This window comes from Leisingera methylohalidivorans DSM 14336, assembly GCF_000511355.1.
GTDB classification, from domain to species: domain Bacteria; phylum Pseudomonadota; class Alphaproteobacteria; order Rhodobacterales; family Rhodobacteraceae; genus Leisingera; species Leisingera methylohalidivorans.
This window is the reverse complement of record NC_023135.1, coordinates 1-26,910: the sequence shown is the minus strand read 5'-3', so window position 1 is coordinate 26,910 and position 26,910 is coordinate 1. Positions and strand designations below refer to the sequence as shown.

The 26,910-nt window shown below is 61.8% G+C and carries 26 protein-coding genes; 8 read left to right on the top strand and 18 right to left on the bottom strand.

Annotation, left to right across the window (positions count from 1 at the left end; genetic code table 11):
- Positions 1–79: 79 nt before the first annotated feature.
- The 3 genes from METH_RS00125 to truB form a co-directional block, all read right to left on the bottom strand.
- Positions 80–1,084, bottom strand: coding sequence for a calcium-binding protein (locus tag METH_RS00125; protein WP_245602936.1), 1,005 nt, complete (start codon positions 1,082–1,084; stop codon positions 80–82).
- 84 nt (positions 1,085–1,168) lie between these two features.
- A complete protein-coding gene (locus METH_RS00120) occupies positions 1,169–1,681 on the bottom strand; it encodes a DUF1643 domain-containing protein (RefSeq protein ID WP_024088372.1) in 513 nt (170 codons plus the stop codon).
- A gap of 620 nt (positions 1,682–2,301) precedes the next feature.
- Positions 2,302–3,222 (bottom strand): tRNA pseudouridine(55) synthase TruB, encoded by a 921-nt coding sequence (gene truB, locus METH_RS00115; RefSeq protein WP_024088370.1) that lies wholly within the window; start codon positions 3,220–3,222, stop codon positions 2,302–2,304.
- 165 nt (positions 3,223–3,387) lie between these two features.
- On the opposite strand from truB, the gene METH_RS00110 reads away from it, so the two are divergent.
- Positions 3,388–4,041, top strand: a complete 654-nt coding sequence (locus METH_RS00110; protein ID WP_024088369.1) for an RluA family pseudouridine synthase — start codon at positions 3,388–3,390, stop codon at positions 4,039–4,041.
- Between the two features lie 9 nt (positions 4,042–4,050).
- On the opposite strand, the gene METH_RS00105 is transcribed toward METH_RS00110, so the two are convergent.
- A complete protein-coding gene (locus METH_RS00105; protein WP_024088368.1) occupies positions 4,051–4,578 on the bottom strand; it encodes a helix-turn-helix domain-containing protein in 528 nt (175 codons plus the stop codon).
- 132 nt (positions 4,579–4,710) lie between these two features.
- On the opposite strand from METH_RS00105, the gene METH_RS24610 reads away from it, so the two are divergent.
- The 3 genes from METH_RS24610 to METH_RS00095 are packed head-to-tail and all read left to right on the top strand — an operon-like array spanning position 4,711 to position 5,704.
- A complete protein-coding gene (locus METH_RS24610) occupies positions 4,711–4,899 on the top strand; it encodes a hypothetical protein (protein WP_245602935.1) in 189 nt (62 codons plus the stop codon).
- 12 nt (positions 4,900–4,911) lie between these two features.
- Positions 4,912–5,418, top strand: a complete 507-nt coding sequence (locus METH_RS00100; protein ID WP_245602934.1) for an AzlC family ABC transporter permease — start codon at positions 4,912–4,914, stop codon at positions 5,416–5,418.
- On the top strand, positions 5,411–5,704 hold the full coding sequence (locus METH_RS00095; protein ID WP_044008285.1) for an AzlD family protein: 294 nt from the start codon (positions 5,411–5,413) through the stop codon (positions 5,702–5,704). The genes METH_RS00100 and METH_RS00095 overlap by 8 nt, the downstream gene beginning before the upstream one ends.
- Positions 5,705–5,882: 178 nt before the next feature.
- Here METH_RS00095 and METH_RS00090 read toward each other — a convergent pair whose 3' ends face one another.
- The gene (locus tag METH_RS00090; RefSeq protein WP_024088366.1) at positions 5,883–7,322 is read right to left on the bottom strand and encodes an aldehyde dehydrogenase family protein; all 1,440 of its coding nucleotides are present in this window, start codon (positions 7,320–7,322) and stop codon (positions 5,883–5,885) included.
- A gap of 303 nt (positions 7,323–7,625) precedes the next feature.
- Between METH_RS00090 and METH_RS00085 the strand changes: the two genes are divergently transcribed.
- Entirely contained in the window at positions 7,626–8,279 is a 654-nt protein-coding gene (locus tag METH_RS00085; RefSeq protein ID WP_024088365.1) for a peroxiredoxin, read from the top strand.
- A gap of 67 nt (positions 8,280–8,346) precedes the next feature.
- Here the strand turns inward: METH_RS00085 and METH_RS22485 are convergent, their stop codons facing one another.
- The 10 genes from METH_RS22485 to METH_RS00035 form a co-directional block, all read right to left on the bottom strand.
- Positions 8,347–9,507: a rhamnan synthesis F family protein gene (locus METH_RS22485; protein WP_024088364.1), complete on the bottom strand. Its 1,161-nt coding sequence runs from the start codon at positions 9,505–9,507 to the stop codon at positions 8,347–8,349.
- A 41-nt stretch (positions 9,508–9,548) separates the two neighbouring features.
- The gene (locus METH_RS00075; protein WP_245602933.1) at positions 9,549–10,409 is read right to left on the bottom strand and encodes a glycosyltransferase family 2 protein; all 861 of its coding nucleotides are present in this window, start codon (positions 10,407–10,409) and stop codon (positions 9,549–9,551) included.
- A 100-nt stretch (positions 10,410–10,509) separates the two neighbouring features.
- Positions 10,510–12,654: a polyribonucleotide nucleotidyltransferase gene (gene pnp / locus METH_RS00070; protein ID WP_024088362.1), complete on the bottom strand. Its 2,145-nt coding sequence runs from the start codon at positions 12,652–12,654 to the stop codon at positions 10,510–10,512.
- A gap of 245 nt (positions 12,655–12,899) precedes the next feature.
- Complete coding sequence (locus METH_RS00065) at positions 12,900–14,219, bottom strand: M16 family metallopeptidase (RefSeq protein ID WP_024088361.1); 1,320 nt, start codon at positions 14,217–14,219, stop codon at positions 12,900–12,902.
- The gene (locus METH_RS00060; RefSeq protein ID WP_024088360.1) at positions 14,216–15,559 is read right to left on the bottom strand and encodes a M16 family metallopeptidase; all 1,344 of its coding nucleotides are present in this window, start codon (positions 15,557–15,559) and stop codon (positions 14,216–14,218) included. The genes METH_RS00065 and METH_RS00060 overlap by 4 nt, the downstream gene beginning before the upstream one ends.
- 165 nt (positions 15,560–15,724) lie before the next feature.
- Positions 15,725–16,246 (bottom strand): DUF3035 domain-containing protein, encoded by a 522-nt coding sequence (locus METH_RS00055; protein ID WP_024088359.1) that lies wholly within the window; start codon positions 16,244–16,246, stop codon positions 15,725–15,727.
- A 55-nt stretch (positions 16,247–16,301) separates the two neighbouring features.
- Positions 16,302–16,784, bottom strand: a complete 483-nt coding sequence (gene lspA / locus METH_RS00050; protein WP_024088358.1) for a signal peptidase II — start codon at positions 16,782–16,784, stop codon at positions 16,302–16,304.
- Positions 16,785–16,801: 17 nt separating this feature from the next.
- On the bottom strand, positions 16,802–18,391 hold the full coding sequence (gene purH, locus METH_RS00045; RefSeq protein WP_024088357.1) for a bifunctional phosphoribosylaminoimidazolecarboxamide formyltransferase/IMP cyclohydrolase: 1,590 nt from the start codon (positions 18,389–18,391) through the stop codon (positions 16,802–16,804).
- Positions 18,392–18,415: 24 nt separating this feature from the next.
- Positions 18,416–20,158: a heparinase II/III family protein gene (locus METH_RS00040; RefSeq protein ID WP_024088356.1), complete on the bottom strand. Its 1,743-nt coding sequence runs from the start codon at positions 20,156–20,158 to the stop codon at positions 18,416–18,418.
- Positions 20,159–20,258: 100 nt separating this feature from the next.
- Entirely contained in the window at positions 20,259–21,521 is a 1,263-nt protein-coding gene (locus METH_RS00035) for an RsmB/NOP family class I SAM-dependent RNA methyltransferase (RefSeq protein ID WP_024088355.1), read from the bottom strand.
- 78 nt (positions 21,522–21,599) lie between these two features.
- Between METH_RS00035 and METH_RS00030 the strand changes: the two genes are divergently transcribed.
- A complete protein-coding gene (locus tag METH_RS00030; RefSeq protein WP_024088354.1) occupies positions 21,600–21,791 on the top strand; it encodes a DUF1674 domain-containing protein in 192 nt (63 codons plus the stop codon).
- A gap of 81 nt (positions 21,792–21,872) precedes the next feature.
- Here the strand turns inward: METH_RS00030 and dapB are convergent, their stop codons facing one another.
- Entirely contained in the window at positions 21,873–22,682 is an 810-nt protein-coding gene (dapB, locus tag METH_RS00025) for a 4-hydroxy-tetrahydrodipicolinate reductase (protein ID WP_024088353.1), read from the bottom strand.
- Positions 22,683–22,768: 86 nt separating this feature from the next.
- Between dapB and rbfA the strand changes: the two genes are divergently transcribed.
- Positions 22,769–23,164, top strand: a complete 396-nt coding sequence (rbfA, locus tag METH_RS00020) for a 30S ribosome-binding factor RbfA (RefSeq protein ID WP_024088352.1) — start codon at positions 22,769–22,771, stop codon at positions 23,162–23,164.
- Positions 23,161–23,910, top strand: coding sequence for a phosphodiester glycosidase family protein (locus tag METH_RS00015; protein ID WP_024088351.1), 750 nt, complete (start codon positions 23,161–23,163; stop codon positions 23,908–23,910). The genes rbfA and METH_RS00015 overlap by 4 nt, the downstream gene beginning before the upstream one ends.
- Positions 23,911–23,914: 4 nt before the next feature.
- Here METH_RS00015 and rarD read toward each other — a convergent pair whose 3' ends face one another.
- The gene (gene rarD, locus METH_RS00010) at positions 23,915–24,817 is read right to left on the bottom strand and encodes an EamA family transporter RarD (protein ID WP_024088350.1); all 903 of its coding nucleotides are present in this window, start codon (positions 24,815–24,817) and stop codon (positions 23,915–23,917) included.
- Positions 24,818–25,007: 190 nt separating this feature from the next.
- Complete coding sequence (gene dnaA / locus METH_RS00005; protein WP_024088349.1) at positions 25,008–26,420, bottom strand: chromosomal replication initiator protein DnaA; 1,413 nt, start codon at positions 26,418–26,420, stop codon at positions 25,008–25,010.
- Between the last annotated feature and the right edge of the window lie 490 nt (positions 26,421–26,910).

The following is a 26,910-nucleotide window of genomic DNA, read 5'->3' as shown; positions in this document are numbered from 1 at the left end:
AATCGCAGCAGATGCGGGCGTATATGATGTTTCGGAATTAAAGGCAAAGATTAACTGCCAGAAGGTGGATCCGTGCGGCCTACTGAGGCAGCAACCCGGTTGCAACGGCAGAGGCTGGGTCGATCAGAACCAGATCCGCTGCTGTCATCCCCTTGGCTCCGGTGACCCGCAAGGCCGGCTCGCCGTCGACAAGGATAAGCTGCTCGTCTTCTGCCCCGGGGCTTTGACGCAGCTCCACCGAAGGTTCGTCGCCTTCGAAGTCCCAGACCAGCACCAGCTTATCTTCATTTGAATCGAAATCCATCAGGTGCACGGCATCTTCGGTCCCGGTCCAGTGGCCCGCCATGAACTGATCATCGCCATCACCGCCGGTCAGCACATCCCCCGCCCCGGCAATCAGTGTGTCATCACCGGTTCCGCCATTGACATAGTCCTGGTCCGCGCCGTCCCCGGCACCGGAAACCACATCATTTCCATAACCGCCATACAGCACATCCCTGCCGCCGCCGCCCGCAAGGCTGTCATCGCTGTCATTGCCATGCAGCGTGTCCTGACCCTGACCGCCTTCAAGCCAATCTTCGCCCTGACCGCCGTGCAGCAGATCCGCTCCGCCGCCGCCCTGCAGCGTGTCATCTCCGAAGTGCCCGAAGAGACTGTCCTCTCCGGCGCCGCCCTGCAGCACGTCCGCACCGTCTTCGCCATGCAGCAGGTCCTGGCCTGCGCCGCCGGACAGGCTGTCATCTCCGCTATCGCCATGCAGAACGTCGTTGCCCTGGCCTCCGCCGATCCAGTCATGACCGCTGTAGCCGCCAAGCTGGTCATCGCCATCACCGCCGTCAAGGCTGTCGGCCGCCCCGGTTCCCGCAATGATGTCATTGTCATCGGTACCGGTTACGGTGCTGCCATCCGGTTCGATATATCCGGCATCCAGCCCATCCCCGCCGGTATCCGCCTCCGGACCGGGGCCAGAGGACGTCTCGTCGCCATCCGGGGTTTCATTATCAACCAGGACCGCGCTGCCTACTGCAACAAGGCCAAGAACACTCGCCAGCCACAACATTGCCCGTTCTACCTCAACAACCACTCATACCCGCCCTCACAATCACACGCGATGATTGCAAATGCAAAACAAATGGAGAACATCAGTTAACAGGCCTTGAAGAGACCGCTATCGCTGCAGCCAAAGCTCCGGTTGCTGGATGTAGGCGATATAAAGCGGGTGCTTCGGGTGGCCTGCCTTGCTGAGACCGAGGTGGTGCAGCGGCTTTCCGGTGGCGCGCAGCGCCGCTGTAACCCGCGCCCCTTGCCCCCGATGCTCGCCATGGGTGCCCCAAGCGCAGATCACCATATCGGCCCACTCCATTCCTTCCAGTATGGCCTGCATGTTGTCCGGGCCCTCTGGTTCTTCCAGCTGCCGCATCCCGCGCGGATCTGTGACCCGGCAGGCAAAGATGTTTGTGGCTCTGAAACCGCCGAACCCCAATGCCCGTGCACGGCGTTCGCAGCGTTCGATGGTGGGATCGTTCTGCATCTCGGTTGCAGTAGAAGGATTGAGCATCACGAACATCACCCGCGGCCCGGCAGGGTCCCAGACCCGGGTCAGACTGTAGCGGTAGATTTCGCAATCCGAATAAACGGCGGTCGAGGGCGCATCGCCCTTGGTATGGCTGCGGGTGATCATCATCCGCCTCTAACAAAACTGTTCCGCCTGTCCAAGTTTCCAGACCGGCGGACTACGTCCTTGAAGTGCATTTCCCGGTATCATGGCACACTATAGATGTCAGCGAACGCACTTGCTTTTCCGGCTTTGAACGATGTGCCACTGGGCGACGGCGAAACCCTTAAGGCCGAGCTCTATGGCGCACATCTGAAAGACAGTCCTGATAGCCGCCGTTTCCAGCCCCCTTCGAGTGCAGCCCCCGCACATACCGACGCGATCCGCAGCCAGATAATACCGCCATTGCTGCGCTGCCTAGCGGCCAGTCGGCATTGTCTTTCATGACGAATACTCCACTGATCAAAACCGGTGGCTGGATGGAGCAGGAAACCCGATCACACCGGAACAAGGCACGGCAGCCAGCGTGATTTTGACGGCGCAGCAACATCAGTCAGTCCTGGGAACTAATTACGATGCCGACCCGGCCTGACGCCACACGCAGGCGGGCGGGTGAAGCCAATCAACCTTAGGAAGAATGGGTCAGCAATTCTGGCCCAATGTTTCGCGCGCGAAACATTTAGTCAAAGCTACTGACCTATTGGAAACAGCTCCGGCACGCCTCAGCCCGGCGGATTACCCGGCCGCTACGCGGCTCGTTCCGGCTGCACAAAAACCCGGCTCGGGTGCAATTCACCGGCTTTGTAGATCCCCACAGCCACTGCCTGTCCATCCAGCGAAGCCCAGGCTTCATCGCCGTACTCCACATCCGCGGCCATCACCATGCCCGGATTGCCATTGCGCAAGCGCACCGCACCCTGCGGCGTGCATTTCAGCTCGGGCAGGTCGGCGAGTCCTTCCTCCAGCGGCCGCAGATACTGGTCCAGGTCAGTGGATTTCGCCAGCTCGTCCACCAGCTCCAGCGAGATACCATCCTCGGCATCAAACGGGCCGGACCAGATCCGCCGCAGTTGCTTCACATGGCCATAGCAGCCCAGCGCCGCCCCCAGATCGCGGGCGATCGAGCGCACGTAGCCGCCCTTGCCGCAGGTCATTTCCAGCACCACGTGGTCCTCATCAGGACGGTCCAGCAGGATCAGTTCTTCGACCCACAGCGGACGGGCAGCAAGCTCTACCTCCTCGCCGTCACGCGCCAGCTTATAGGCACGCTGGCCGTCGATCTTCACCGCTGAAAACTTGGGCGGCACCTGCATGATCTCGCCCAGGAAGGGTTGCAGCGCTTCTTTGATCTGCGCGTCAGCGGGACGTTCATCGCTGGTCGCAATCACCTCGCCCTCGGCGTCGTCGGTATTGGTCGCCGCACCCAGCCGCACAGTGAAGGTATAGGCCTTCAGCGCATCGGTGATATAAGGCACGGTCTTGGTTGCTTCTCCAAGTGCCACAGCCAGAACGCCGGTTGCCTCGGGGTCCAGGGTTCCCGCATGGCCTGCCTTTTTGGCATCCAGCGCCCAGCGCACCTTGTTCACAACCGCTGTGCTGGTCAGCCCCGCGGGCTTGTCCACCACCAGCCAGCCGGAAATATCGCGCCCTTTGCGTTTGCGTGCCATGCCTAGTCCCCATGTGTACGTGAGGCGCGCCGGTTACCGGATCGCCGGGACAGTGTCAATTTAGCAAATGACGGGTCCCAATGGGAAGCCTGGAAAGAAAACCCATGCGGGCCCGGCACCGGCCTGTGCTTGCCCCTGCCTGCCTGTAACGCTAGGCAGGCGGTCATGACCGTTTCAAGCGAATACACTCCACCGCAAGACCCGCTGTCAATTCTGCACCGCGACGCCGAGCTGCTGGCGGTGAACAAGCCTGCCGGACTGTTGTCGGTGCCCGGACGCGGCCCGCATCTGGCCGATTGCCTGATTACCCGCATCCAGGCGATGTTCCCCGAGGCGCTGCTGGTGCACCGGCTGGACCGCGATACCTCTGGCGTGATAGTATTCGGCCTCACCCCGCATGCGCAACGGCACCTGTCGATGCAGTTTGAAAAACGCACCGCAAAGAAGGCTTATGTGGCACGGGTGTCCGGCCGGCTGGAGCCGCGGAGCGGCACGGTGGATTTGCCGCTGATCGTCGATTGGCCGAACCGGCCGAAACAGATGGTCTGCCATGAGACCGGAAAACCCGCCGTCACCGGCTGGAGGGTAATGAAATATGAGGACGGTTCCACGCGGGTGCGGCTGACACCGAAAACCGGTCGTTCGCACCAGCTGCGTGTGCATATGCTGTCGCTGGGCCATCCGATTCTGGGCGATCCGCTTTATGCCAGCGGTGCAGCGCTGGAGCATCCCCGGCTGATGCTGCATTCAGAAGAGCTGCGGATCAAACACCCGGACAGCGGCGAGTCGCTGAAATTCCGGGTGAAACCGGAGTTCTGACGCCCCCGCTCAGGGCGCCTCCATCACCATCATGAACATCGTGTCCGGCTGCGGCGCCTGGTAGCTGTGCGGATGGTCGCCGGGATAGGTGTAGTAGTCCCCGGCGACCAGAAGTTCCTCCTGCCCATCCGGGCCGGCACGCATTTCCCCCGCACAGACCACCATATGCTCTATCGTGCCCCGCGGATGCGGCTGGGCGCGGCGGATCTCGCCCGGCGGCATCACTACCCGGTAAACATCCCGGCGCATCTTCAGCGGACAACGCGACAGAAGCACCGCGGAGAAATCCGTCTGCTCCGTTTCCATCGGCTCCCCTTCACCCGCCCGGATCAGCTTGGTCGCGGGCGCCTCAGCTTCAAACAGCAGGCTCAGCGGAACGTCCAGCGCTGCGGCCAGTGCCCAAAGCGTCTCTACATTGGGGTTTCCGTTGCTGGCTTCGAACTTCGACAGGGTCGATTTAGCAATTCCAGCCTGGGCAGCAAGCGCCGGCAGCGACTTTCCTGCGCGGCTGCGTTTCGCGCTGAATGGCTGCAGCAATCATTTGATGGGGCTGGCATGTTCCTTATTTCATCCCTTCGTTCGACCTGATGAACGAGCCTGCCGATCGGTATAGAAGCCTCACGTTCGGTATAGACGGGCGCACGCCCTGGTTCCAGAGGAGCTGTCCCAATGGCAATCCAGACCAACCCCGCGCAGCCTCCCGCCCGCAGCCAAGTGGCGGCTGGATTGCGGGATATCCTGCCACTGGCAGCTGGTGTTGCCGTCTATGGGCTGGCATTCGGACTGCTCGCAGCCCAGGCAAATAGGGACGGGCTGCAAACCGGTGTGATGGGCACGATTGTCCTTGCCGGGTCTTAACAGGTCATCGCCGTGGAACGGCTGGTTGCCGGTGCAAGTGCCGCCATTCTGGCCGGGCTGGCCCTGAATCTGCGGCTGATTCTGATCACCGCGTCGCTGCGGGATGAATTCTCCGGACGGCCCTGGTGGCAGGTACTGCCAGGAGTGCATCTGGCCACAGATGTGAATTGGGCGCTGATGCACGCGATGCGCGCCCGCGGGCATCACGCAGGATACGGCTATCTGATTGGCGGCGGCATCGGGCTGATTGCAGTCTGGGTGCTGTCCACGGTGGCAGGCGCGAGTTTTGCAAACACCGTGCCTGAACCCAGGGCCCTGGGCATGGACTTTGCCTTCACCGCAGCTTTCATTGCCATCCTCCGGTCGCTGTGGAGCGGCCTGGACAGACTTCTGCCCTGGGCAGGTTCAGTCGCCGTCGTATTGCTGACCGGCCTGTTTACTCCGCTGGATCCCACTTGGACATTGATCCTGGGCGGCCTGGGCGGGGCGGTTCTTGCCGGAGTACTGGGCGATGACTGAAACCTGGACCCTGATTCTCAGTCTGGCAGCGGCCACTTTTACGGTGCGGCTGTCCGGTTATCTGCTGGGCCGACGGCTGCCGGATCACGGTCCTTGGGCGCGCGGTCTGCAGGCACTGCCGGGCTGCCTGATCCTGTCGCTGGTCACCTGCCTCTTGATGCAGGGCGGCCCGCTGGAATGGGTATCCGGGGCGGTAGCCTTCGCAGTGGCTCTTGCCACCCGCAGCCTGCCCCTGACCATGGCTGCCGGAATAGCTGCAATCTGCCTGCTTAGAGCCTATTTCTGACCAATCCCGCGAGGCCCCCCCTGCCTGTGCGCAGCGCGGGCCGCGCCCAAGGCTGAGGGCCGCCCGGCGCAGCCAGGGGGGTGAAGACGCGGGAGCGCTGCCAGCGCCCCAAATACAACGCCGTAAAAAAGAAAGCCGCCCGGTCAGGCGGCTCTCCATGACGTCGAAGGCTTCGGTTCTACTCAGCCGCCCAGCCGCCGACGGCTTTCACTTCCAGAAAGTCCTCGATACCCCATTTACCGCCCTCGCGGCCCTTACCGGACTGTTTCATACCGCCAAAGGGGGAACCCGCAGAGCGGGATTTGCCGTTCATCTCGACCATGCCGGAGCGCAGCGCGCGGGCCATACGGTTAGCGCGGGCGCCGTCCTGGGTCTGCACATAGTTGGTCAGGCCGTAAGGCGTGTCATTGGCGATCTCGACCGCTTCTTGCTCGTTCTCAAACGGCAGGATTGCCAGCACCGGGCCAAAGATCTCTTCACGTGCGATGGTCATCTGGTTGTTCACATCGGCAAAGACGGTGGGCTTTACATAATAGCCCTTGTTCAGCCCGTCCGGGCGCCCGGTGCCGCCGGCGATCAGCCGGGCGCCTTCGTCGATGCCCTTCTGGATCAGATCCTGGATCTTGTTCCACTGCATCTCGTTCACCACCGGACCGATGTGGCGGCCTTCCTTGTCGGCCGGGCCGACCTCGACTTTGGCGGCGATCTCTGCGGCTTCGGCCACCACGCGGTCGTAGATGCTGTTCTGCACCAGCATCCGGCTGGGCGCGTTGCAGCTTTGACCGGTATTCTGCATCATGTGCAGCACGCCGCGTTTCACGGCCTTTTCATCGGCATCCTCAAAGATCACGTTGGCGCCTTTGCCGCCCAGCTCCAGATCCACTTTCTTCAGGGTCGGCGCCGCAGCCTGGGTGATAGCAATGCCCGCCCGGGTCGAGCCGGTGAAGGAGATCATGTCCACATCCGGATGTGTGGTCAACTTCGAGCCAACGCCCATACCGTCGCCGTTCACCAGATTGAAGACCCCCGCAGGGAAGCCTGCTTCGTGCATCAGCTCGGCAAAGATCATTGCATTCAGCGGGCTTTGCTCGGACGGCTTCAGCACCATGGTGCAGCCGGCCACCGCCGCTGCGCCGACCTTGAGCGTCACCTGGTTCATCGGCCAGTTCCACGGCGTGATCAGCGCGCAGACGCCCACCGCTTCGTGAATGATGCGGTCGTTGGGGCTGCGCTCGTTCAACGGAGCGTCAAAGTCGAATTCCTTGGCTGCGGCGATGAAGTTGCGCAGGTGCCAGCTGCCGGCACCGACTTGCGACGTGCGCGACAAGTCGATCGGTGCGCCCATTTCCAGCGACATTGCCTGGGCCAGGTCCTCGGCGCGGGCCTCATAGACATCGACCAGCTTTTCCACCAGCGCGATGCGGTCTGCCACCGGGGTGTTCATCCAGCCTGGCAGCGCCGCCTTGGCGGCAGCCACAGCGGCGTTGGTGTCCGCTTCGGAGCCCAGCGAAATGACAGCACAGGGTTCTTCGGTCGAGGGGTTGATCACCTCAAAGTCGTTGGAGGCCGCAGGGGCGACCCACTGGCCGTTGATATAAAATTCGCGTTTCTCGAGCATGTCGGGATCTCCCAAATCAGAGGTAGTCTGGTTGCCGCCTTACCGGTTTCGCGGCCACTGTGTCACTGCTCCGGCACGGGAGCAAGGGCGGGGCAAGGGTGTTGCTGCATAATTTGATCAAATTATTGCAGGCGTTGTCAATCGCCGCTTGGTCAATGGCCGCTTGGGCCGGCTGCAATCTTTCGCCACGGCTGCTGGCGGCGATTTTTCGTGGTTTCCCGGTTTGGGGGCTGTATCGTTGCGTTAGACTACCTAAGTTGCAGTCGAGACGACTCAAAACACATCTGAAAAGGAGATACTGCCATGGGTTTGCGCATTAACGACACGGTCCCCGATTTTACTGCGGAAACGGATCAGGGCACCATCACCTTTCATGATTGGATCGGCGACAGCTGGGCGATTCTGTTCTCGCACCCTAAGGATTTCACCCCGGTCTGCACCACTGAGTTTTCCGCAGTGGCGCAGCTGAGCGATGAGTGGAGCAAGCGCAACACCAAGGTCCTTGGCGTTTCGGTTGATGGGGTCGAGGACCACAAGAAGTGGAAAAAGGACATCGAGGAATACGGCAATGCTGCGCCGGGTTTCCCGATCATCGCAGATGACGGTCTGGCGGTTTCCAAAGCCTTCGACATGCTGCCCGCCGAGGCCTATCTCCCCGATGGCCGCACGCCTGCAGACAGCGCCACCGTGCGGTCGGTGTTCATCATCGGCCCGGACAAGCAGCTGAAACTGTCGATGACCTATCCGATGACCGTGGGCCGCAACTTTGCCGAGATCCTGCGGGCGCTGGATGGCTTGCAAATGTCGCTGGGCAAGGGCGTTGCCACGCCGGCGAACTGGGTGCCCGGCGAGGATGTGATCATTCCGCCCACCGTGTCGAACGAGGACGCAAAGGCGAAGTTCGGCGAGTTCGAGACCATCTTCCCCTACCTGCGCAAGACCAAAGCACCGGAGTAACCGGCGTTCTCAACTGCAATGCTTGCAAGCCGCCTTCGGGCGGCTTGTTTTTTGTATATTACTGAGTTCAGTCCAATGCCGGTGGAAAATCCGCTGCCCGGCTTTGACGCAATTGGCGGGCCTCTGCGGCGAAGACCTGACCAGCCTCGCCCTTCAGTCCGGCTGCAAAACGCAGAGTGATGTCCGACCCGTCCTGGGTCAGCCAGCAGGGCGATTTCTTGAGGAAGGCGAACCCTTCCTCCGCATGCAGATAGGCAGGCAGCGTGTAGCTGACGCCTTGGGTGGCAACGGCGGTCAGGATGAATGACAGGTAATCTTCCGCGGGGGCGCCGTTTGACAGCAGCCTGGCCTTCAGCGCCGCCAGGCTGGGGCGGCCGAAGATGACCGTTTCTTCGGCGACCTGCCGGATTTCGTCCGGTGGCAGCTGCGCCAGCCGCTGATCCAAATCTGCGGTCTTCAGCACGGCACGATGCGAAAACCCATGTGCCATCACCCACTGGGTAAGGCCGGTTTCCCCCCGCCGCACGATGAATTTCTTGTTGTTGGTCAGCGGGAAACGTTTCCAGAACTTAATGAACTCCGGGTCAGCCATCAGCCCGCCTGACAGCATCAGCGCAAAGGAGCAGTACTGAAAGTTCCGGTTGGCAGTAGAATAGGCCCAGTTGATGCTGCGGAAGTGCTCAGCCTCCACCCGCGGATGGCCGTAGTTGCAGGCGGCAGCCGCGAAATCCGCATTCAGTGCCTCGGCCGCAGCCAGCCAGTCGCCTGCCCCTGGCAGCGGAAACCAGGAGGAATCATTCAGCAACACCAGCCGGTCAATGCGCTTCAGCCGCGTACGGGCCGTCAGCAGCCCGTCGCGATAGCCGCCGAAGTCATATCCGAAATTCGGGCGTTCAATGCACAGCCAGCAGACTTCGATCAGCCGCTGCCGGTCGGCATCGCCAAGCGGGATGTTGGACACCACAACCGGGGCAAAACCGCTGTCGATCAGATAGCGCAGAGCGATGAAGTGGGACTCTTGCAGGCCCTGACTGGGGAAAATCAGGTAGACCGCAGGCTGCGGTCCGGCCGGTATGGCGCCCTCGGCGCAGCGGATCTTGCGGGCCAGGATTGTATCATAATACCAGCGCCCCAGCAGCAGCGAACCGAGGCGGCTTGGCAACTGGGTGATCTGCTGCAACGGGCGTTTCAGCTCGCGGGTGATTTTCCAAAGTGGGGGCCGTTTCATGCGGGACGCCTGTAAATTGCAACCATTGTATGCCAGCCGGGTCAGTCTTGCTGCCAAGGCGGCGGGCGGTCCGCAGTCTTCTGGCCTGCGCTGCTGAGGATAGCGCGGAAATAGTACCAATTCTTGGACCGTTTGCGCGCTGACACCAAATTCAGCGGTGAGATCAACTGCAGCGACGCCTCCCCCAAGGCACGCAGGAAGCCAAAAGGCAAGCCGTGCTTGCGGGCGCCATAGACACGCGACTGGCCCATGTACCAAGCTTTCAAGGCCGCGGTTTTGGCTGAGCGTTCGGTGGAATGGCCCAGCAGATGCCGGACCTGCGCCCCGTAAACATAGCGCAGCGGCCCGCATTCCGCCTTCAAGCGCAGGCTGAGGTCGTCGTCCTCGTGGAACAGGAAGATTTTCGGGTCAAAGCCACCGACGTGCTCAAAGGCCGATTTACGTACCAGCAGAGCACCGCCCGACAGCACCGGAACCTCGCCGTCCTGCTTCGCGGCGTCGCGATCCAGCCACAGCGATTTCGGGATCAGCTTACTGCGGCGTTTGAAGAACAGCGACCCGTCGCCTTTGACAATGCGGGTGTTGAAAGCGGACGCCTTCGGGTGGGCATCGGCAGCGGCCAACAGATGTACCAGCGTGTCCTCGAACAGTTCGGCATCGGGGTTCACGAAAAACAGAAACTCAGTATCTGCTTGTGCCGCCCCCTGATTGCAGGCAGGGCCAAAACCGGTGTTTTTCGGGTTCTCGATGAATAAGGCGCCATATGCTGCAGCCAGCGCACGGGTATCCTCCGCATCCTGGGAGGCGTTATCGACCAGAATGCACGGCACCGGCGATGGAATGGAGCGTAATAAGCTCTCAACAACGGCGGAAGAATTATAGGTGACCGTTATGATGGTCACACGGGGCGGCAAAGACTGTTCCATGTGCGTCCCGGCGGAAATGGAAAACCCGGGGCGCGGATCGCGCGCCCCGGGCTGTTTATGTGCAGTCAGACAGGGATCAGTCCTGCTCTGCTTTTTCTTTCTTTTCCGGCGCGATTTCTTCGCCGGTTTCCTGATCGACAATTTTCATCGACAGGCGGACCTTGCCGCGGTCATCAAAGCCCAGCAGCTTGACCTTCACTTCCTGGCCTTCCTTCAGAACGTCCGAAGGATGGTTCAGGCGGCGGTTCTCGATCTGCGAGACGTGCACCAGGCCGTCGCGCTTGCCGAAGAAGTTCACAAAGGCGCCGAAGTCGACGATCTTCACAACCTTGCCGGTGTAGACTTGGCCTTCTTCCGGCTCTGCCACGATCGAATGGATCATGTCATAGGCCTTTTTGATGGCCTCGCCGTTCGGGCTGGCGATCTTGATCACGCCATCGTCGTTGATGTCGACCTTGGCGCCGGACACTTCGACGATCTCGCGGATCACCTTGCCGCCGGAGCCGATCACTTCACGGATCTTGTCGGTCGGAATCTGCATGGTTTCGATACGCGGAGCGTGGACCGAGAACTCGGACGCTTCGGTCAGGGCTTTCGCCATCTCGCCGAGGATGTGGATCCGGCCGTCTTTGGCTTGCGCCAGGGCTTTCTCCATGATCTCGGGCGTGATGCCTGCAACCTTGATGTCCATCTGCAGCGAGGTGATGCCGTTTTCGGTGCCTGCCACTTTGAAGTCCATGTCGCCCAGGTGGTCTTCGTCACCCAGGATGTCGGACAGGATCGCGTAGGAGCCGTCGTCTTCCAGGATCAGGCCCATCGCAACCCCGGCAACCGGTGCTTTCAGCGGCACACCCGCATCCATCATCGACAGCGAGCCGCCGCAGACCGAAGCCATCGAGGACGAACCGTTCGATTCGGTGATCTCGGAGACCAGGCGGATGGTGTAGGGGAAGTCGGTTGCCGCGGGCAGAACCGCCTGCAGCGCACGCCAGGCCAGCTTGCCGTGGCCGATTTCGCGGCGGCCGGGGCCGCCGACACGGCCGACTTCACCCACCGAGTAGGGCGGGAAGTTGTAGTGCAGCAGGAAATTGGATTTGAAGTTGCCGTGCAGCGCGTCGATGAACTGCTCATCGTCGCCGGTGCCCAGCGTGGTCACAACCAGGCCCTGGGTTTCGCCACGGGTGAACAGCGCCGAACCATGGGTCCGCGGCAGCAGGCCGGTTTCGGACACGATCGCACGGATCTCGTCAGTCGCACGGCCGTCGATACGCTTGCCGGTTTTGACAACATCGCCACGCAGAATGCCGGCTTCCAGCTTTTTCAGCGCGGAACCCAGGTTTGCGTCGCCGAGTTGCTCTTCAGTCAGAGCGGCTTTGATGGTTTCGCGTGCCGCGGCAACAGCGGCGGTGCGCTCTTGCTTGTCGCTGATAGCAAATGCGGCGCGCATCTCGGTTTCGCCGGCCGCTTTGACCGCTTCATACAGCTCGGAGTAATCCGGCGCCTGGAAGTCGAACGGCTCTTTCGCTGCTTCTTCAGCCAGCGAGATGATCAGGTCGATTACCGGCTGGATCTGTTCGTGAGCAAATTTCACCGCACCCAGCATTTCAGCTTCGGACAGTTCGTAGGCTTCCGATTCCACCATCATCACGGCGTCTTTGGTACCTGCAACAACCAGGTCCAGACGCTGCTCGGGGTTCAGGCGCAGGTCCTGCATGTCGTCGACGGTCGGGTTCAGAACGTACTCGCCGGCCTCGAAGCCAACACGGCAGCCTGCGATCGGGCCCATGAACGGTGCGCCCGACAGGGTCAGCGCAGCGGAGGCGGCGATCATTGCAACCATGTCCGGGTCGTTGACCAGGTCGTGGCTAAGCACGGTGCACATCACCAGAACTTCGTTCTTGAAGCCGGGAACAAACAGCGGACGGATCGGACGGTCGATCAGGCGCGCGGTCAGGGTTTCTTTTTCGGTCGGGCGGGCTTCGCGCTTGAAGAAGCCGCCGGGCACTTTGCCCGCAGCGTAGTATTTTTCCTGGTAATGCACGGTCAGCGGGAAGAAGTCCTGGCCGGGCTTCTGCTGACGGGCAAAGGTCACGTTGGCCATGACCGAGGTTTCGCCCAGCGTGGCAATCACAGAGCCATCAGCCTGGCGGGCAACCTTGCCGGTTTCCAGTGTGAGCGTCTCTTCGCCCCAGTGCATCGATTTTTTCGAAACGTTAAACATCTAGCGTATCCTAAATGGGAGCACTCCCGGCCCTCCGGGTCTCCCGTTTGCGTGGCGGCCCCATTGCCGCCGGCCCCATCTATCTTGCTTTCGCGTGCCGGGGCCTGGCACATCGTCTCAGACAAGCCCGCCCATACATGAGTTTGGGCTAAATTGAAAGGGAAAGCGGCAAGCGTCCGCTGCTGTGCGCGGCAGTGTGCTGTGCAGGATGCAAGGCGGGGCATCGCGGCCCCGTCCGAAGGTTGTCAGTTGGTGGAGTCCAGCCCCTCGGGGCGTCCCGCAATGGCGAAATGCAAGCCGTCAGGATCCAAGAATTCCGCGGCAAAGCGGTTGACGTCTTCCAGCGTAACCGCGTTGATACGGTCATTGCGGGTTTCCACATAGCTGATCGGCAAGTGGTCCATCTGCATACCCGCGAGGATCGCGGCAATACGGCCATTGCCGTCAAAGCGCAGCGGATAGGCGCCGGTCAGATAGGTCTGTGCATCCCTCAGCTCTTTCTCTGTCACGCCCTTTTCGGCCATGCGGCGCCATTCATTGCGGATCACCTCGACCGCTTCGGCCATTTTGCTGTTGGCCGACGCCACCGACCCCATGTAGACCGCCGCCAGATCACGCGGCACCAGATAGGAATAGACCCCGTAAGTTAGCCCGCGCTTTTCCCGCACCTCGGTCATCAGCCGGGTTTCAAAAGACCCGCCGCCCAGGATCTGGTTCATCACATAAGCAGTGAAGAAATCCGGATCTTCGCGTTTGATCCCCTTTTGGCCGAACAGAGCCACAGATTGCGGGGTGTCGAAATCCACAACAGTGATGCCGCCCGTGATGGAGACCTCAGCGGGCCCCGGGATTGGTCCGCCCTCGGCAGGCAAGGCACCCAGAAGCTCATCCAGCAGCACGCCAAGCTCCTCGGCGGTGATATCTCCCACCGCGCTGACGTACAGCCTGTCACGGGCAAAAACCGCCTCATAGGCATCGAAAATATCCTGCCGGCTGAGCGCGGAAACGGACTCCAGCGTCCCCTTGCCGTCACTGGCATAAGGGTGATCCCCATAGGCCATCCGCGAGAAGGCCTCGCCCGCGATCGTGTTCGGGTTCTTGGCATCAGAACGCAGCCCCGCCAGAACCTGGGCCCGGACCCGGTCCAGCGCATCCTGGTCAAACCGCGGCTCAAACAGTGTCTGGCGCAACAGGGCGACTGCATCCTCGCGGTTTTCAGTCAGAAAACGGGCGGAAACGGACACTGAATCCTTGTCGGCATCATAAGAAAACTCCGCCGCCAGAGTTTCCAGTGCGCGGGCGTAATCCTGCGCGCGCAGATCGCCGGAGCCTTCCTCCAGCAATCCGGCCATCAGGTGCACCGCCCCGCGTTTCCCGGGAGCATCCAATGAGGTGCCGCCGCGAAAGCGCAGCTCAAGAGCCGAGAAGGGAATCGCATGGTCCTCGACCAGCCAGGCAGTTATGCCGCCAGGAGACGTGACTTCCTCGATCTTAACTCCGGCCCAGGCGGGCAGCGCCAAGACACAAGCCACCAAAGATGCCACAATGATTTTCAGCAACGTCATTGGGTTACCTCCTGGCCGCGCGACATCCAGCCTGTGACTGACGTTTCAGGCCGCAGAACCTCATTTGCGGCGGCGATGATCTCATCCGCAGTGACCGATTGCAGGATCTTGGGCCAGTCCTGCACGTCCTGCACAGTCAGCCCGATGCTGAGTGCCTGGCCATAGCGGTTGGCAATTCCGTTCACATTGTCACGGTTGTAGATCTCGGCGGCGCGCAGCTGCAGCTTGATGCGCTCCAGCTGAGCCTCGTCCACGCCCGCCTCCAGGAAGCGGGCAATAGTGGCGTCCAGCGCCTCCTCCGCTTGTTGCATGCTGACGCCTTCGGCCGGAACCACAAGAAAAGTGAAAGACGTATCATCCAGCGAACTGCCCGAATAGAAGGCACCGGAGTAGACGGCGACCTGCTGGTCGAATTGCAGCGCATTGGCTAGGTAGGAAGTATTGCCGCCGCCCAGAAGCTCCGCCAGCAGGTACAGGGCTGCGGCTTTCTGCTGGGCGCCGCTGTCGCGTTCTGGCGCCAGATAGGAACGTTGCACATAAGGCTGGGCAACCCGCGGATCCTCGAAAGTCAGGCGGCGGGCTGCAGTCTGCGGCGGCTCCTGGCTGCGGAAGCGCTCCGGCAGTTCCGGGTTTGCCGGGATCACGCCGTAATACTCCTCGGCAAGCGCCTTCACATCGTCCGGTCCGACATCACCGGAGACCACCAGGATGGCGTTATTGGGCGCATAGTAAGTCTGGTAGAAGGACAGCGCGTCCGCCATGTCCAGGCTCTCCATCTCGTGGCGCCAGCCGATCACCGGCTGGCCGTAACGGTGATTCAGATATTGCACCGCCTGCAGCTGTTCGCGGAACAAGGCCACCGGGTCGTTGTCGGTGCGCTGGTTGCGCTCCTCCAGGATAACCTCCCTTTCGGTGGCGATATCTTCTTCGCCGAGCCGCAGATTGGTCATCCGGTCGCTTTCCATCTGCATCATCAGTTCCAGCCTGTCGGAGGCGACGCGCTGAAAATAGGCAGTGTAGTCATAGCTGGTAAAGGCATTGTCCTGCCCGCCATTGGCCCGCACAGTAGCCGACAGCTCACCTGGCGCCAGTTTATCGGTGCCCTTGAACAGCAAATGCTCCAGGAAGTGGGCAACCCCGGACTGGCCCGGCGGCTCGTCAGCAGAGCCGGCCCGGTACCAGACCATCTGCTGCACCACCGGCGCGCGATGGTCCTCAATCACAACCACTTCCATGCCGTTGTCGAGGGTGAACGCTGTCACCGCCTCATTTTCGGCCCGCAGCGGGCCAGTCAGGGCAGCAGTCAGCGCTGCGGCGGCCAATGTGATCCTCTGGATCATCTGGCATCCTCCCAATTCTGCACTTCTGCCCTTGCCTGGCACAGTGCGGTTACTGCTCGTAGGTTTAATGCAGCCACAATTCGCCACCCATTGCCATCAGAAAGAGTGCCGTCAACTTACGCTGCTGCTGGCGTCTTACAAGACTGGCTGGCAGAAACGTGAGGATCAGAGACCGTCAACCGGCGGAGCAGACGGGGTAGCGGCTCCTGCACGGCGGAATTGTTCGTTCGCCGCGTGCGGGTCCAGCGTCTGTTTTTTGTAAAGCTGCTCGTAGCGATCGACCGGCAACAGTTTGATCCGGCCCACACGACGGTTGCGGTGGCGGAATTTGGCATCCTCTTCGGCAACTGTTTCGCGCACGCCCGGTTCCACACCATACCGGCTGGAAGCTGTCACCAGGGCCGCGTCGCTGGCGGGAATACCATTGCCCGGAACCAGCGCACCGGGCTTGCCGCCCAAGGCAGCAACCGCTTCGGCTTGCGGATTGGGATCCGTCAGGTTGGCGCCGCCCGGCGTCGGGGCCGGCAGGCTGCTGTAGCTTTCCGGGGTGCTCAGCGGTTTGGAGGGCAGGACCAGGAATTCATCCGGGCCGGTACCCGGCTTCTGAATCAGGCGCAGCCCTTTTTGCCCGCAGCCGGCCACGGCCAGTGCGCCTGCCAGAACAATCACTCCGAACGGGATCCGCATTGCCCCAAACTCCTGCCTGTTTCTCAGCGCTTTTAGCGCAATTGCCCAGCGAGGTCTACGCAGGCTTTTTGCGCCGCCCGTCAAAGAAGATCAGCCCGGCTGCGCCTGCAAAGATGAAGATATCGGCAACATTGAACACAAACGGGTTCTGGATGCCGCAACATGATGTGTTCAGGAAATCCAGCACGTATCCGTACAGAAGCCGGTCCGCGACATTGCCGAGCGCACCGCCGATCACCAGCCCGGCTGACAGCTGCATGCCCCGCGACGCCTTCTGCGCGCGGGCGATCCAGACGACAAGGGCCAGGCAAATCGCCAGTGACATCCCGATCAGAATCCAGCGGGATGCTTCGTCGCCGCCGCCGAACAGGCCGAAGTTGATGCCGCTGTTCTCGCCGTAACGGAAGTTCAGAAACGGCGGCAGCACGTCGACCCGGTGGCGCTGGTCCAGCCCCATCCAGTGGATCACCAGGTATTTGCTGGCCTGATCCGCCAGAAACGAAAGACCTGCGCCCCAGATCATCCAACGTGCTGCCATGTCGCGAAAGCCCCGGCTTAGTGGCGGAAGTGGCGCATGCCGGTGAAGACCATAGCAAGGCCGGCGTCATTCGCCGCCTTGATCACCTCGTCGTCACGCATCGAGCCGCCCGGCTGGATCACGCAAGCCCCGCCTGCGGCAGCTGCTTCCAGCAGACCGTCCGCGAAGGGAAAGAACGCATCCGAAGCCACAGCGCAGCCCTTGGCCAGGCTTTCTTCCAGGCCCAGCTCCGCCGCCATGCGGCCGGCCTTGGCGGCAGCCACATTGGCGCTGTCCAAGCGGCTCATCTGGCCGGCGCCGACGCCAACAGTGGCGCTGTCCTTTACATAGACAATGGCGTTGGATTTCACATGTTTGGCAACCTTCCAGGCAAACAGCATGTCCTGCATCTGCGCTTCAGACGGGGCCGTCTCGGTCACCACCTTCAGATCGCCCATATCGACGTAGCCCACGTCCTTGTCCTGCACCAGCATACCGCCAGCCACCTGTTTGTAGGCGGTGATGGCCTTGCGCGGATCCGGCAAACCATCGGACAGCAGCAAACGCAGGTTCTTCTTGGCGGCAAAGATCTCTTTTGCTTCCTCCGACGCGCCCGGCGCAATGACCACTTCGGTAAAGATCTCCACGATCTTGGCCGCGGTGTCCGCGTCAAGCGGCTGGTTCAGTGCCACGATACCGCCAAAGGCCGAGGTGCGGTCGCAGTCGAATGCCTTTTGGTACGCCTCGGCCAAGGTCGCACCCTTGGCCACACCGCAGGGGTTGGCGTGTTTGATGATGGCAACGGCGGCGCTGTCGGCAGGATCAAACTCCGCCACCAGCTCATAGGCCGCGTCGGTGTCGTTAATATTGTTGTAGCTCAGTTCCTTGCCCTGCAGCTGCACCGCGGTGGCCACACCGGGGCGGTTGCTGCCGTCGGTATAGAAGGCCGCTTCCTGATGGCTGTTCTCACCGTAACGCAAAGTCTGCTTCAGCTCTCCGGCAAAGGCACGGCGGCGCGGGGTTTTCTCGTCAATCGCCGAGGCCATCCAGTTCGACACAGCAGCATCATAGGCTGCGGTGCGGGCGTAGGCTGTCTGCGACAGGCGCTGGCGGAATGCATAGGAGGTCTGACCGTCGTTCCGGTCAAGCTCTGCCAGCAGCCCCTCATAGTCCTGCACGTCGGTCACCACATTCACGAACAGGTGGTTCTTGGAGGCCGCACGGATCATTGCCGGCCCGCCGATGTCGATGTTTTCGATCATCTCGTCATAACCGGCACCGCGCGCCAGGGCGGCTTCGAACGGGTAGAGGTTCACCACCAGCAGGTCGATGGCGCCGATGCCATGTTCGTTCATCGCAGCGACATGGGTGTCATTGTCGCGCAGCGCCAACAAGCCGCCATGCACCATCGGGTGCAGGGTCTTCACGCGTCCGTCCATCATTTCCGGAAAACCGGTCACTTCCGAGACATCCTTGACGGTCAGACCCGCGTCGCGCAGCGCCTTGGCAGACCCGCCGGTCGACAGCAGTTCAACACCGCGTGCGGACAGCGCCTTGCCCAGCTCAATCAGGCCGGTCTTATCGGATACGGAAAGCAGCGCACGGCGTACGGGGTGTAGGTCGGTCATGGCAGGGCGGTCCTTCTCAAAGGCTCAGTCAAACGTCTCGGGTTCGTCCCGGTTCAGGTCTCGCACGGCAACCGCAGTCTCCTGCGCTTTGCTCAGCGTCCACCGGATGCGTGTCGCATACTCTATCGCGCGCCCGGATAAAACGATCTGCTTTGCCGCACGCGGCTTCAAGCGGGTCTTTTCCAGGAAAACGCTCGGTTCCAGCCGCAACTGGCAGGTTCCGTCATGGCGGAACACCCAGATTTCCCCGCTCTTGAGCGCCATGGATACCGCGGCGCCGCCCAAGTCAAGGGCCGCATCCACCTCAGGGTGCAGATGCAGGCGGAGGGCAAAGCCGATGCCGCCCTCAGCACTGGCATCCCGCACCTTGGTGAACCGGCGCTTGGCGGCATCGTCCAGCGACACCAGCATGTCCTCGCCGCTGAGCGCCCGCCCGTCAAACGACAAATCCAGGGTGCGGGCATGGGTCAGCCCGAAATGGGCCGCATAGCCATTGTGCCCGCCCTGGAACCGGCAGCCATCAGTCAGGTCGCTGACCTCCAGCGGCACCTCATCAGGGGCTTCGATCAATTCCTCGTGGCCGGTGGTCTTGTGCGGAGCGGCCAGCCGGGCGCTGGAGTGCCCCTCAATGCACAGCGTGGAATGCGAGGGGGTGGCGCGCCCGGCCCGGCGCCATTCGACACCAAAGGTTTCACCCGATCCGCAATTCACAATCAGAGGCCGCCGCCCTGACGTCAGCTCAAATGCCAGGGTCGAGGCATGGCCGTAGTTGGACGCCTTGCCCTTGGGAGGGGCCGAGGCATCGACAATGACTGAGGTCCGCCGCGCCGACAGCCGGGCAAACCCCATCGCCAGTCCGTCCGCGTGGCGCACTGCCACATGACTGGCCGCGAGGGCATGGTCCAGCCGCCCTTCCAATCCGCGGCCGCCGCCGTGGAACCGTGCCAGTCCGCCGTCGCTGTGGCGCAGGGTACGCAAGGTAGGGGCGATCCGCTCGATAGCATTGATATGCGCGGGCGGAACTGCGCGCCCGGCTTCATGCAGGGCAGCCGCGGCCCACGTCAGCAGGGTGAATACTTCCAGCAGTTCCTCGGGGTTGCGGGTCGGCAGCCCGCCCTGATCATCAATCTGCACGTCGCATTCTGCCGCCATCGCACGGACCGCCGGGTCGGCCAGTTCTTCGCGTCCCTGCAGGGCAAGACCGGCATAGATCAGCCCGCAAAGGGCCTCGAAACGCGGCAGGCCGGGAGCCGCACCCTGCCAGCGCTGCGCCAGATACCAGGTCTGCCGCGACAGGGAGCCATAAAAGGCCTCGGTCTCGGCCCGGTCCTTACCGCTCAGCAAGAACAGCGCGTGATTGATCCAGCGGATAACCCGGCGCCCGGTCAGGTCGGGCAGCCAGGCCAGCCCGCCGCTGCGCCCGTGCTGCTGGATCCAGCCCCAGACCCATTTCTGTGCTTTGGCGCGGGCCTTGAAATCCCCGACGGCTGCCAGGTCATCGAGCCAGGAGAACCCCTGCCGCTCCGCATCAAAAGCCGCATCCGGGGCGGCAACCTCCCACAATCCGGTGTCAGGCGATTCGACCAGATAACCGGCAAACAGCAGGTTGCCGGCCACCAGCTGGCGGCCGCGGGCAAAGCTGCCGATGGTGCGCGGCTCGGGTTGCGAGACAAACCCGGTAGCAGCCGGCTGGCTGCGCGCCCGCCAGGCGTAATAGCTGTTCAGCAGCCGGGTGCCGCGGCCGGCCATTCGGTCAAAGGTAGACATGCTCTTTTTGCCTCACGCCGGATTTTGCCAGGGCGTTTTGGCGCGAGCATAACGCGGGGGGCGGATCAAGTCACCGGCGAATACCGGAGACGCTCCGGGGTCACGCGGATTTGCGCAAGAGGGCCATATAGAACCCATCCATGCCGCCGCGCTCAGGCCAGAAATCAGGACGCAACCGCAAGCCGCCCTCTTCGCTGATCCAGTCCGGCTCCACACCTGGCACCCGCAATCCTTCGCGATCGATTGACATCTCCGGGAACATGTCCAGTGCGTCTTCGACCTGGCATTCGCCCTCATCCGGCAGCAGGGAGCAAGTGCAGAACATCAGCCGCCCGCCGGGTTTCACCAGGGTCCAGGCGTGGGCCAGCATTTGCGCCTGCAGTTCGATCAGGGCGCCAAAGTCACTGCCATCTTTGGCCAGCGGCAAATCCGGATGGCGGCGGATTGTGCCGGTGGCAGAACAAGGGGCGTCCAGCAGCACGGCATCGAACTGGCCCTCTTGTTTCAGTGCATCACCCACAATCAGCTCCGCTTGCAATCCGGTGCGGGTCAGGTTGTCCTGGAGCCTCGACATGCGGTTTTCGGAAACATCCACTGCGGTCACCTTGGCACCCGCGGCCGCCATCTGCATGGTTTTGCCGCCCGGCGCCGCGCACAGTTCCAGCACATGCTCGCCCGGCTGGACATTCAGAATGCGGGCGGGCAACGCGGCAGCAGCATCCTGGATCCACCAGTTGCCGGCCTCATATCCCGGAAGCGCCGATACCTGCCGTGCATTGACGACACGTACAGAGCCGGTGGGCAATGTTTCGCCGTTCAAAGCGCTTAGATCCGCATCGGGCTTCGCAGTAACATCCAGCGGGGCACCAGCGAAATGCGCAGCCTCCATCCCCAGCATCGCCTCAGCGCCCCAGGCCTGCACAAGGGGTTTGCGTAACCAGTTCGGCAGACGCGGCACACGCAGCTTGGCCCATTCCGCCGGGCCGTCCTTTGCCACCTTGCGCAAAACCGCATTGACCAGCCCCTTGAGCTGCCCATGACGCCGGTGCTTGGAGACAATGGCCACCATCGCGTTCACCACGCCGTGCGCCGCGCCGCCCGAACACAGCTCCACCGTTCCCAACCGCAGCGCATTCAGCACAGTTATTGGCGGTGTTTTTTTCAGATGCTTTTTCAGCACCCGGTCGGCGCGTTCTAGGTTGCGCAATGTTTCCGCTGCCAGCCGCTGTGCCCGCGCCCGGTCTTCCGGAGCCAGCTTTTCCAGCACACCTCCGGCATAGCATTCCGCCAGCAGACGCCCCTCTCCCATGACCTGATCCAACAGGTAAACCGCAGTACGGCGGGCGTGATTGCTATCGGACATCTGGCAACTCCTACGGGCGCTGGGTTGTTTGCGCGGGACAGGGGCGTATATCATGGCCCGAGCATAAAGGAACCCGCGATGAGCGAAGAGACAGCGCCCGAAAAGAAAGATCTGCCACCTGCCGCCCGGCGCGCCTTGGCCGAGGCCAAGGAACGCCGCAAGGCCGCCGAAGCGCAGAGCCCGCCCCCCAAGGAACTGGGCGGCCGCGAGGGCCCCGACCCTGCCCGTTACGGCGACTGGGAAAAGAAAGGCATCGCCGTCGATTTCTGAGCGGCGTTGAGGGGGCTTTGGCTTCTCTTTTGCAAACTGCTCCTGCCGGAGGCAGCGGCCCGCGAAGTCCGCTTTTTCTCGTCAGAGTCCCAGCACATCCACCATGTCATACTGGCCGGGCTCTTTGCCTTGTCCCCACAGCGCGGCTTTCAGCGCGCCGCGGGCAAAAATCGCGCGGTCGCTGGCCAGATGGCGCAGCACAATGCGCTCACCAGCTGCTGCAAACAGCACGTCATGCTCGCCCACAATGTCGCCGCCGCGGATTGCGGTGAAGCCGATATCGCCGCGTTTACGGGCGCCGGTGATGCCGTCACGGCCGGAATCACGCACATCCTCCAGTTTCACGCCGCGCCCTTCCGCGGCGGCTTCCCCGAGCATCAGCGCGGTGCCCGAGGGCGCATCCACCTTGTGGTGGTGATGCGCTTCGATCACCTCGATATCGAAATCTTCGTCCAGTGCCGCGGCGACCTTTTTGGTCAGCTGCACCAGAAGGTTCACACCAAGGCTCATGTTGCCAGCGCGCACAATCACCGCGTGACGGGAGGCCGGTTCCAGCTGGGAAATCTGCTCATCGCTCATACCTGTCGTGCCGATCACATGCACCGCGCGGGCTTGGGCAGCCAGTTTGGAAAAATTCAGTGTTGCTTCCGGCGACGTGAAATCAATCACTGCTTGCGCTTTGGAAAACGCCTCCAGCGCATCCGTCGTTACGGTGACGCCAACAGGCGCCCCACCCATTGCTTCACCCACATCCCGGCCTGCCCAAGCGTGGCCCTCACGCTCAACCGCGCCTGCCAGTGTGGCCTGGTCGCTTTCCAGCACCGTCTTGATCAGCATTTGCCCCATGCGGCCCGATGCGCCGGTAATCACGATCCCTGGTTTGTGAGTCATTGGCCAATTCCCCTATTCAAGCTGGATTTGTCCTACATCGCCGGGCAGCGCTTGGCAAAGCCCGCAATCCGGCATAGATCGGAAATATGGCAAAGAACAAATTCCACGACGGCCCCGGGCCCTCCCAGCGCCAGCTTCGCGTCGGCGAACTGATCCGCCGCTCCCTCTCCGAGGTGCTGGCGCGCGGCGATGTGCATGACCCGGATCTGAACCGCATGTCGATCACCGTGGGCGAGGTGCGCACCTCGCCGGATCTGAAAATCGCTACTGCCTTTGTGCTGCCTTTGGGCGGCAAGGGACAGGAGGATGTGCTGAAGCTCCTCGCCCGGAACAAGGGGGAGCTGCGCCGCGCGGTCGGCAAAAAGCTGGGACTGAAGTTCGCCCCGGATCTGCGCTTCCGGCTGGATGAAACGTTTGATCAGATGGACGAGACCCGCCGGATGCTGTCCCAGGACGCGGTGCGCCGCGACACGGAAGAGTGATCCGCAAGACCGCCTTTCTGCTGGCCGCACTCTGGGCCGCCCCGGCCGTCAGCGCGGTGGAATGCAGCGATGCGGCCTATGAAGGCAACCGGTATTCGATCTGCGAAGTGGATGCGTCACAGGAGCAGCTGCGGCTGTTCCTGCGTGACGGCGACGGGCAGGCCTACGGGCATTTCTCCACTCTGGGCACAGCACTGGCAGAGGAGGGCAAGGCGCTGGCCTTTGCCACCAATGCCGGGATGTATCACAGCGACCGGTCTCCCGTCGGCCTCTATGTCGAGGACGGCGCCGAGGAAATGCGGCTGGTAACCAATGCGGGCCCGGGCAACTTCGGCCTGCTGCCCAATGGCGTCTTCTGTATCCGCGAGGCCCGGGCAGATGTATTCGAAACATTGGCTTTTGCCGAAGCCGCCCCCGCCTGCGCCTATGCCACCCAATCCGGGCCGATGCTGGTGATTGATGGAGAGCTGCACCCGCGCTTCCTGCCCGATTCGGACAGCTATTATGTAAGGAACGGGGTCGGAACCTCAGCCGATGGCCGCCGCGCGGTCTTTGCCATCTCGCGCAATGCGGTGACGTTTCACCAGTTCGCCAGCCTTTTCCGGGATTACCTGAAGCTGCCCAATGCGCTGTATTTCGACGGCAATATCTCTCGCCTGCACGCGCCTGAGCTGGGCCGCAGCGATGCGGGCTTCATGATGGGGCCTATTGCCGGCGTGGTCGAGGACGCTCCTGCCCGCGAATAGCCCCCTAACCCGCACGTTTGCGCATCTGCCGCACCATCGGGACCGAGTAGATAACCAAAGCGGCCCAGATCATCGGAAAGGCGATCATCCTGGAGCGGCCGAACTCCTCTCCAAATAGAAGTACCGCGGCCAGCATGATCATCGTCGGCGCGATGTATTGCAGGATGCCAATGGTCGAAAGCCGCACCAGCTTGGCCCCATTGGCATAAACGATCAGCGGCACCGCAGTGACAACACCGCAACCCAGAAGCAGCGCGGTGTCGTTTAGAGAGACACCAAAGCTGCTGGTTCCGGTTGCGGTGATATAGGCGAGATAGCCCAAGGCCGGCAGCAGCAGTATCAACGCCTCCAGCAGGAAGCCCTGATTTGGACCGATCGGCAGGGACTTTTTGAAAAACGCATAAAACCCCCAAGACAGCGTCAGCCCGACCGAGGCCCACGGCACGCTGCCGGCCTCGACTGTCAGAACCACCACAGAAGCAGCGGCCAAGGCGACGGCGGCCATTTGCGCCTTGGTCAGAGGCTCACGCAGCAGGAAAGCGCCCAGCGCAATGCTGAACAACGGATTGATGTAGTACCCCAATGCTGCGTCCAATGCCCGGCCAGAGGCAATCGACCAGACATAGATTCCCCAGTTCACTGAAATCAGCACCGCAGTGATACAGGCCATGCCCAGCATCCTGGGGTTCTTCAACGCCGCCTGCAGATCCTTTGTCCGCCGCAGGAAAAGCAGAAGCGCCCCTGCGACGGGCACCGACCAGATCACCCGGTGGGAAACGACCTCAGCTGCGGGAATATGCGCCAGTGCTTTCATGTAAAGCGGCAGAAACCCCCACATCAGATAGGCGGCAGTGGCAAAGGCCAGCCCGCGGGGAGTGTCCAAGTTTTCGGGGGGCAGCTGTTTCATGCGGGGCTCCTGTACAGGGCGCCGTTATCGCCGGTTTTGACCGGATTGAAACTTTGTTTTCTGTGATAGCGGGTATTCACAGGCTTTATGGGTGTGACGGCCTGCCATTTCCGATGCCACAAAAAAAACGGCCCCGGAAACCGGGGCCGCAGTGTCATTTGGGGTCTGCATTTTGGGCTGGAACTGCGCGTCAGGCCTCCAGCGATCGGCGCAGCATTTCGACATCTTCGGCAATCTGGCCGTCAGTGGTCTTCAGCTCCTCGATACGCTTTACACCATGCATGACGGTGGTGTGGTCGCGCCCGCCAAAGCGGCGGCCGATCTCTGGCAGCGACCGGCTGGTCAGCTGCTTGCACAGGTACATCGCCACCTGGCGCGGGCGTGCATAGGAGCGCAGGCGTTTGGGGCCGATGATGTCCGACATGCGGATATTGTAATACTCGGACACTTTGCGCTGAATCTCTTCAACGGTGATTTTGCGCTCGGAAGCACGCAGCACATCGGCCAGGCAGTCCTGCGTCAGATCCATGTCAATCTCGCGGCCCACCAGCGATGCAAAGGCAAACAAGCGGGTAAGAGCGCCTTCGAGCACGCGAACATTGGTCGAGATACGGTGTGCCAGAAATTCCAGCACGCCATCAGCGATGCGCAGATCCGGATACGTTTGGCGCTGCAGCTCTACTTTGGTCTGCAAGATGCCCAAGCGCAGTTCATAGTCGGTCGGGTGCAGATCCACAACCAAGCCGCACTGCAGACGGGATTTCACCCGGTCTTCCAGATCCTTGATCTCGCCCGGGGCACGGTCGGCAGAGATGATGATCTGTTTATTCTGATCCACCAGCGCGTTGAAGGTGTGGAAGAATTCCTCCTGGGTCGAATCCTTGCCGGCGATGAACTGCACGTCATCCACCATCAGTACGTCAACCGAACGGAACAGGTGCTTGAAGTCCATCATTTTGCGCTCACGCAGGGCCTGCACAAAGCGGTACATGAATTGCTCTGCCGACAGGTACAACACGTTGAGTGACGGATTCTTTTCCTTCAGCTCCCAGGCGATGGCGTGCATCAGGTGGGTCTTACCCAGGCCGACGCCGCCATAGAGCACCAGCGGGTTGAAGGTGACCGGACCGCCTTCGCCAACGCGGCGCGCGGCGGCATGGGCCAGCTCGTTCGGCTTGCCCACAACAAAGCTGCTGAAGGTGAAGCGCGGATCCAGCGGGGCCGCCTGCAACGCTTCCAGCGTGTCCTTGCCGCCCGCCGATACCGGAGCAGCAGCAGGTGCTGTCATGACCGCCACGTCGTTGCGGTCACCGCCATAGGTGTCAGCCGTCCCGGCCGTTTCTGCGGAACGGGCCGGGCTGTTGGCCGCGACCCGGAAGGCCAGCCGCTGGACCGGCTCGCCGGACATAGTCAGCTCATGCAGAATAAGATCCGCAAAATTCTGGCTGACGTAATTTCCCATGAAATTCGTCGGCACCTTGAAGACGGCAACGCCGCCCTCCACGGTGTCAAATTCCAGAGGCTCAATCCAGGTCGTGAAGTTGTTCTGGCCTACTGTCTTCAACAGCCGGTTTCTGAGCTGTCCCCATTTTTCTTCTGTCATGCTGCGCCTCACGCGTCCCCAAAAAAGCAGCGGCCCATTGGCCGGGCCAATTCTATCTTTACCCCCAACGAGCTGGGGGGCATTCACCCACAGAGTTATTGTGTGCGGACCAGCAGCGGCCGCATTACCCGAAGGCTAAACGTTCGTGCAAAACAGCAAAAGCAGCCGCAGGACGCGGCAGAGCTGCCATCACGAACAGTATCGCACACAATTGAGACAAGGCTGCTGTCCATAACCGATACAGCAGTAGTTCCCGGCCAGAACAAAGCACAAAAGTACCGTCTGTACCGAGCAACCTGGCAACCTTGATGCCCGTCAAGATTGCCGCAAGCAGCCTGTCCCCCCAGCGAGTGAATCGCTGTCCCATTGGTAGCAATTTGAGGGGGGCGGCAGCAACGAAACTATGATGTTGACTCTGTCTTTGCCGGCAAAGAATCCCTCGCGTCTGCAGCACGCCGCCGAGGGTTTACCCAAAAAACAAGGCGCTGCA

Bases quoted from the DNA above. Each gene is read 5' to 3' on its own strand.
- METH_RS00120 (WP_024088372.1), bottom strand. From the start codon at position 1,681: ATGATCACCCGCAGCCATACCAAGGGCGATGCGCCCTCGACCGCCGTT.
- truB (WP_024088370.1), bottom strand. From the start codon at position 3,222: ATGGCACGCAAACGCAAAGGGCGCGATATTTCCGGCTGGCTGGTGGTG.
- METH_RS00110 (WP_024088369.1), top strand. From the start codon at position 3,388: ATGACCGTTTCAAGCGAATACACTCCACCGCAAGACCCGCTGTCAATT.
- METH_RS24610 (WP_245602935.1), top strand. From the start codon at position 4,711: ATGGCAATCCAGACCAACCCCGCGCAGCCTCCCGCCCGCAGCCAAGTG.
- METH_RS00095 (WP_044008285.1), top strand. From the start codon at position 5,411: ATGACTGAAACCTGGACCCTGATTCTCAGTCTGGCAGCGGCCACTTTT.
- METH_RS00090 (WP_024088366.1), bottom strand. From the start codon at position 7,322: ATGCTCGAGAAACGCGAATTTTATATCAACGGCCAGTGGGTCGCCCCT.
- METH_RS00085 (WP_024088365.1), top strand. From the start codon at position 7,626: ATGGGTTTGCGCATTAACGACACGGTCCCCGATTTTACTGCGGAAACG.
- METH_RS22485 (WP_024088364.1), bottom strand. From the start codon at position 9,507: ATGAAACGGCCCCCACTTTGGAAAATCACCCGCGAGCTGAAACGCCCG.
- pnp (WP_024088362.1), bottom strand. From the start codon at position 12,654: ATGTTTAACGTTTCGAAAAAATCGATGCACTGGGGCGAAGAGACGCTC.
- METH_RS00065 (WP_024088361.1), bottom strand. From the start codon at position 14,219: ATGACGTTGCTGAAAATCATTGTGGCATCTTTGGTGGCTTGTGTCTTG.
- METH_RS00060 (WP_024088360.1), bottom strand. From the start codon at position 15,559: ATGATCCAGAGGATCACATTGGCCGCCGCAGCGCTGACTGCTGCCCTG.
- METH_RS00055 (WP_024088359.1), bottom strand. From the start codon at position 16,246: ATGCGGATCCCGTTCGGAGTGATTGTTCTGGCAGGCGCACTGGCCGTG.
- lspA (WP_024088358.1), bottom strand. From the start codon at position 16,784: ATGGCAGCACGTTGGATGATCTGGGGCGCAGGTCTTTCGTTTCTGGCG.
- purH (WP_024088357.1), bottom strand. From the start codon at position 18,391: ATGACCGACCTACACCCCGTACGCCGTGCGCTGCTTTCCGTATCCGAT.
- METH_RS00040 (WP_024088356.1), bottom strand. From the start codon at position 20,158: ATGTCTACCTTTGACCGAATGGCCGGCCGCGGCACCCGGCTGCTGAAC.
- METH_RS00035 (WP_024088355.1), bottom strand. From the start codon at position 21,521: ATGTCCGATAGCAATCACGCCCGCCGTACTGCGGTTTACCTGTTGGAT.
- METH_RS00030 (WP_024088354.1), top strand. From the start codon at position 21,600: ATGAGCGAAGAGACAGCGCCCGAAAAGAAAGATCTGCCACCTGCCGCC.
- dapB (WP_024088353.1), bottom strand. From the start codon at position 22,682: ATGACTCACAAACCAGGGATCGTGATTACCGGCGCATCGGGCCGCATG.
- rbfA (WP_024088352.1), top strand. From the start codon at position 22,769: ATGGCAAAGAACAAATTCCACGACGGCCCCGGGCCCTCCCAGCGCCAG.
- rarD (WP_024088350.1), bottom strand. From the start codon at position 24,817: ATGAAACAGCTGCCCCCCGAAAACTTGGACACTCCCCGCGGGCTGGCC.
- dnaA (WP_024088349.1), bottom strand. From the start codon at position 26,420: ATGACAGAAGAAAAATGGGGACAGCTCAGAAACCGGCTGTTGAAGACA.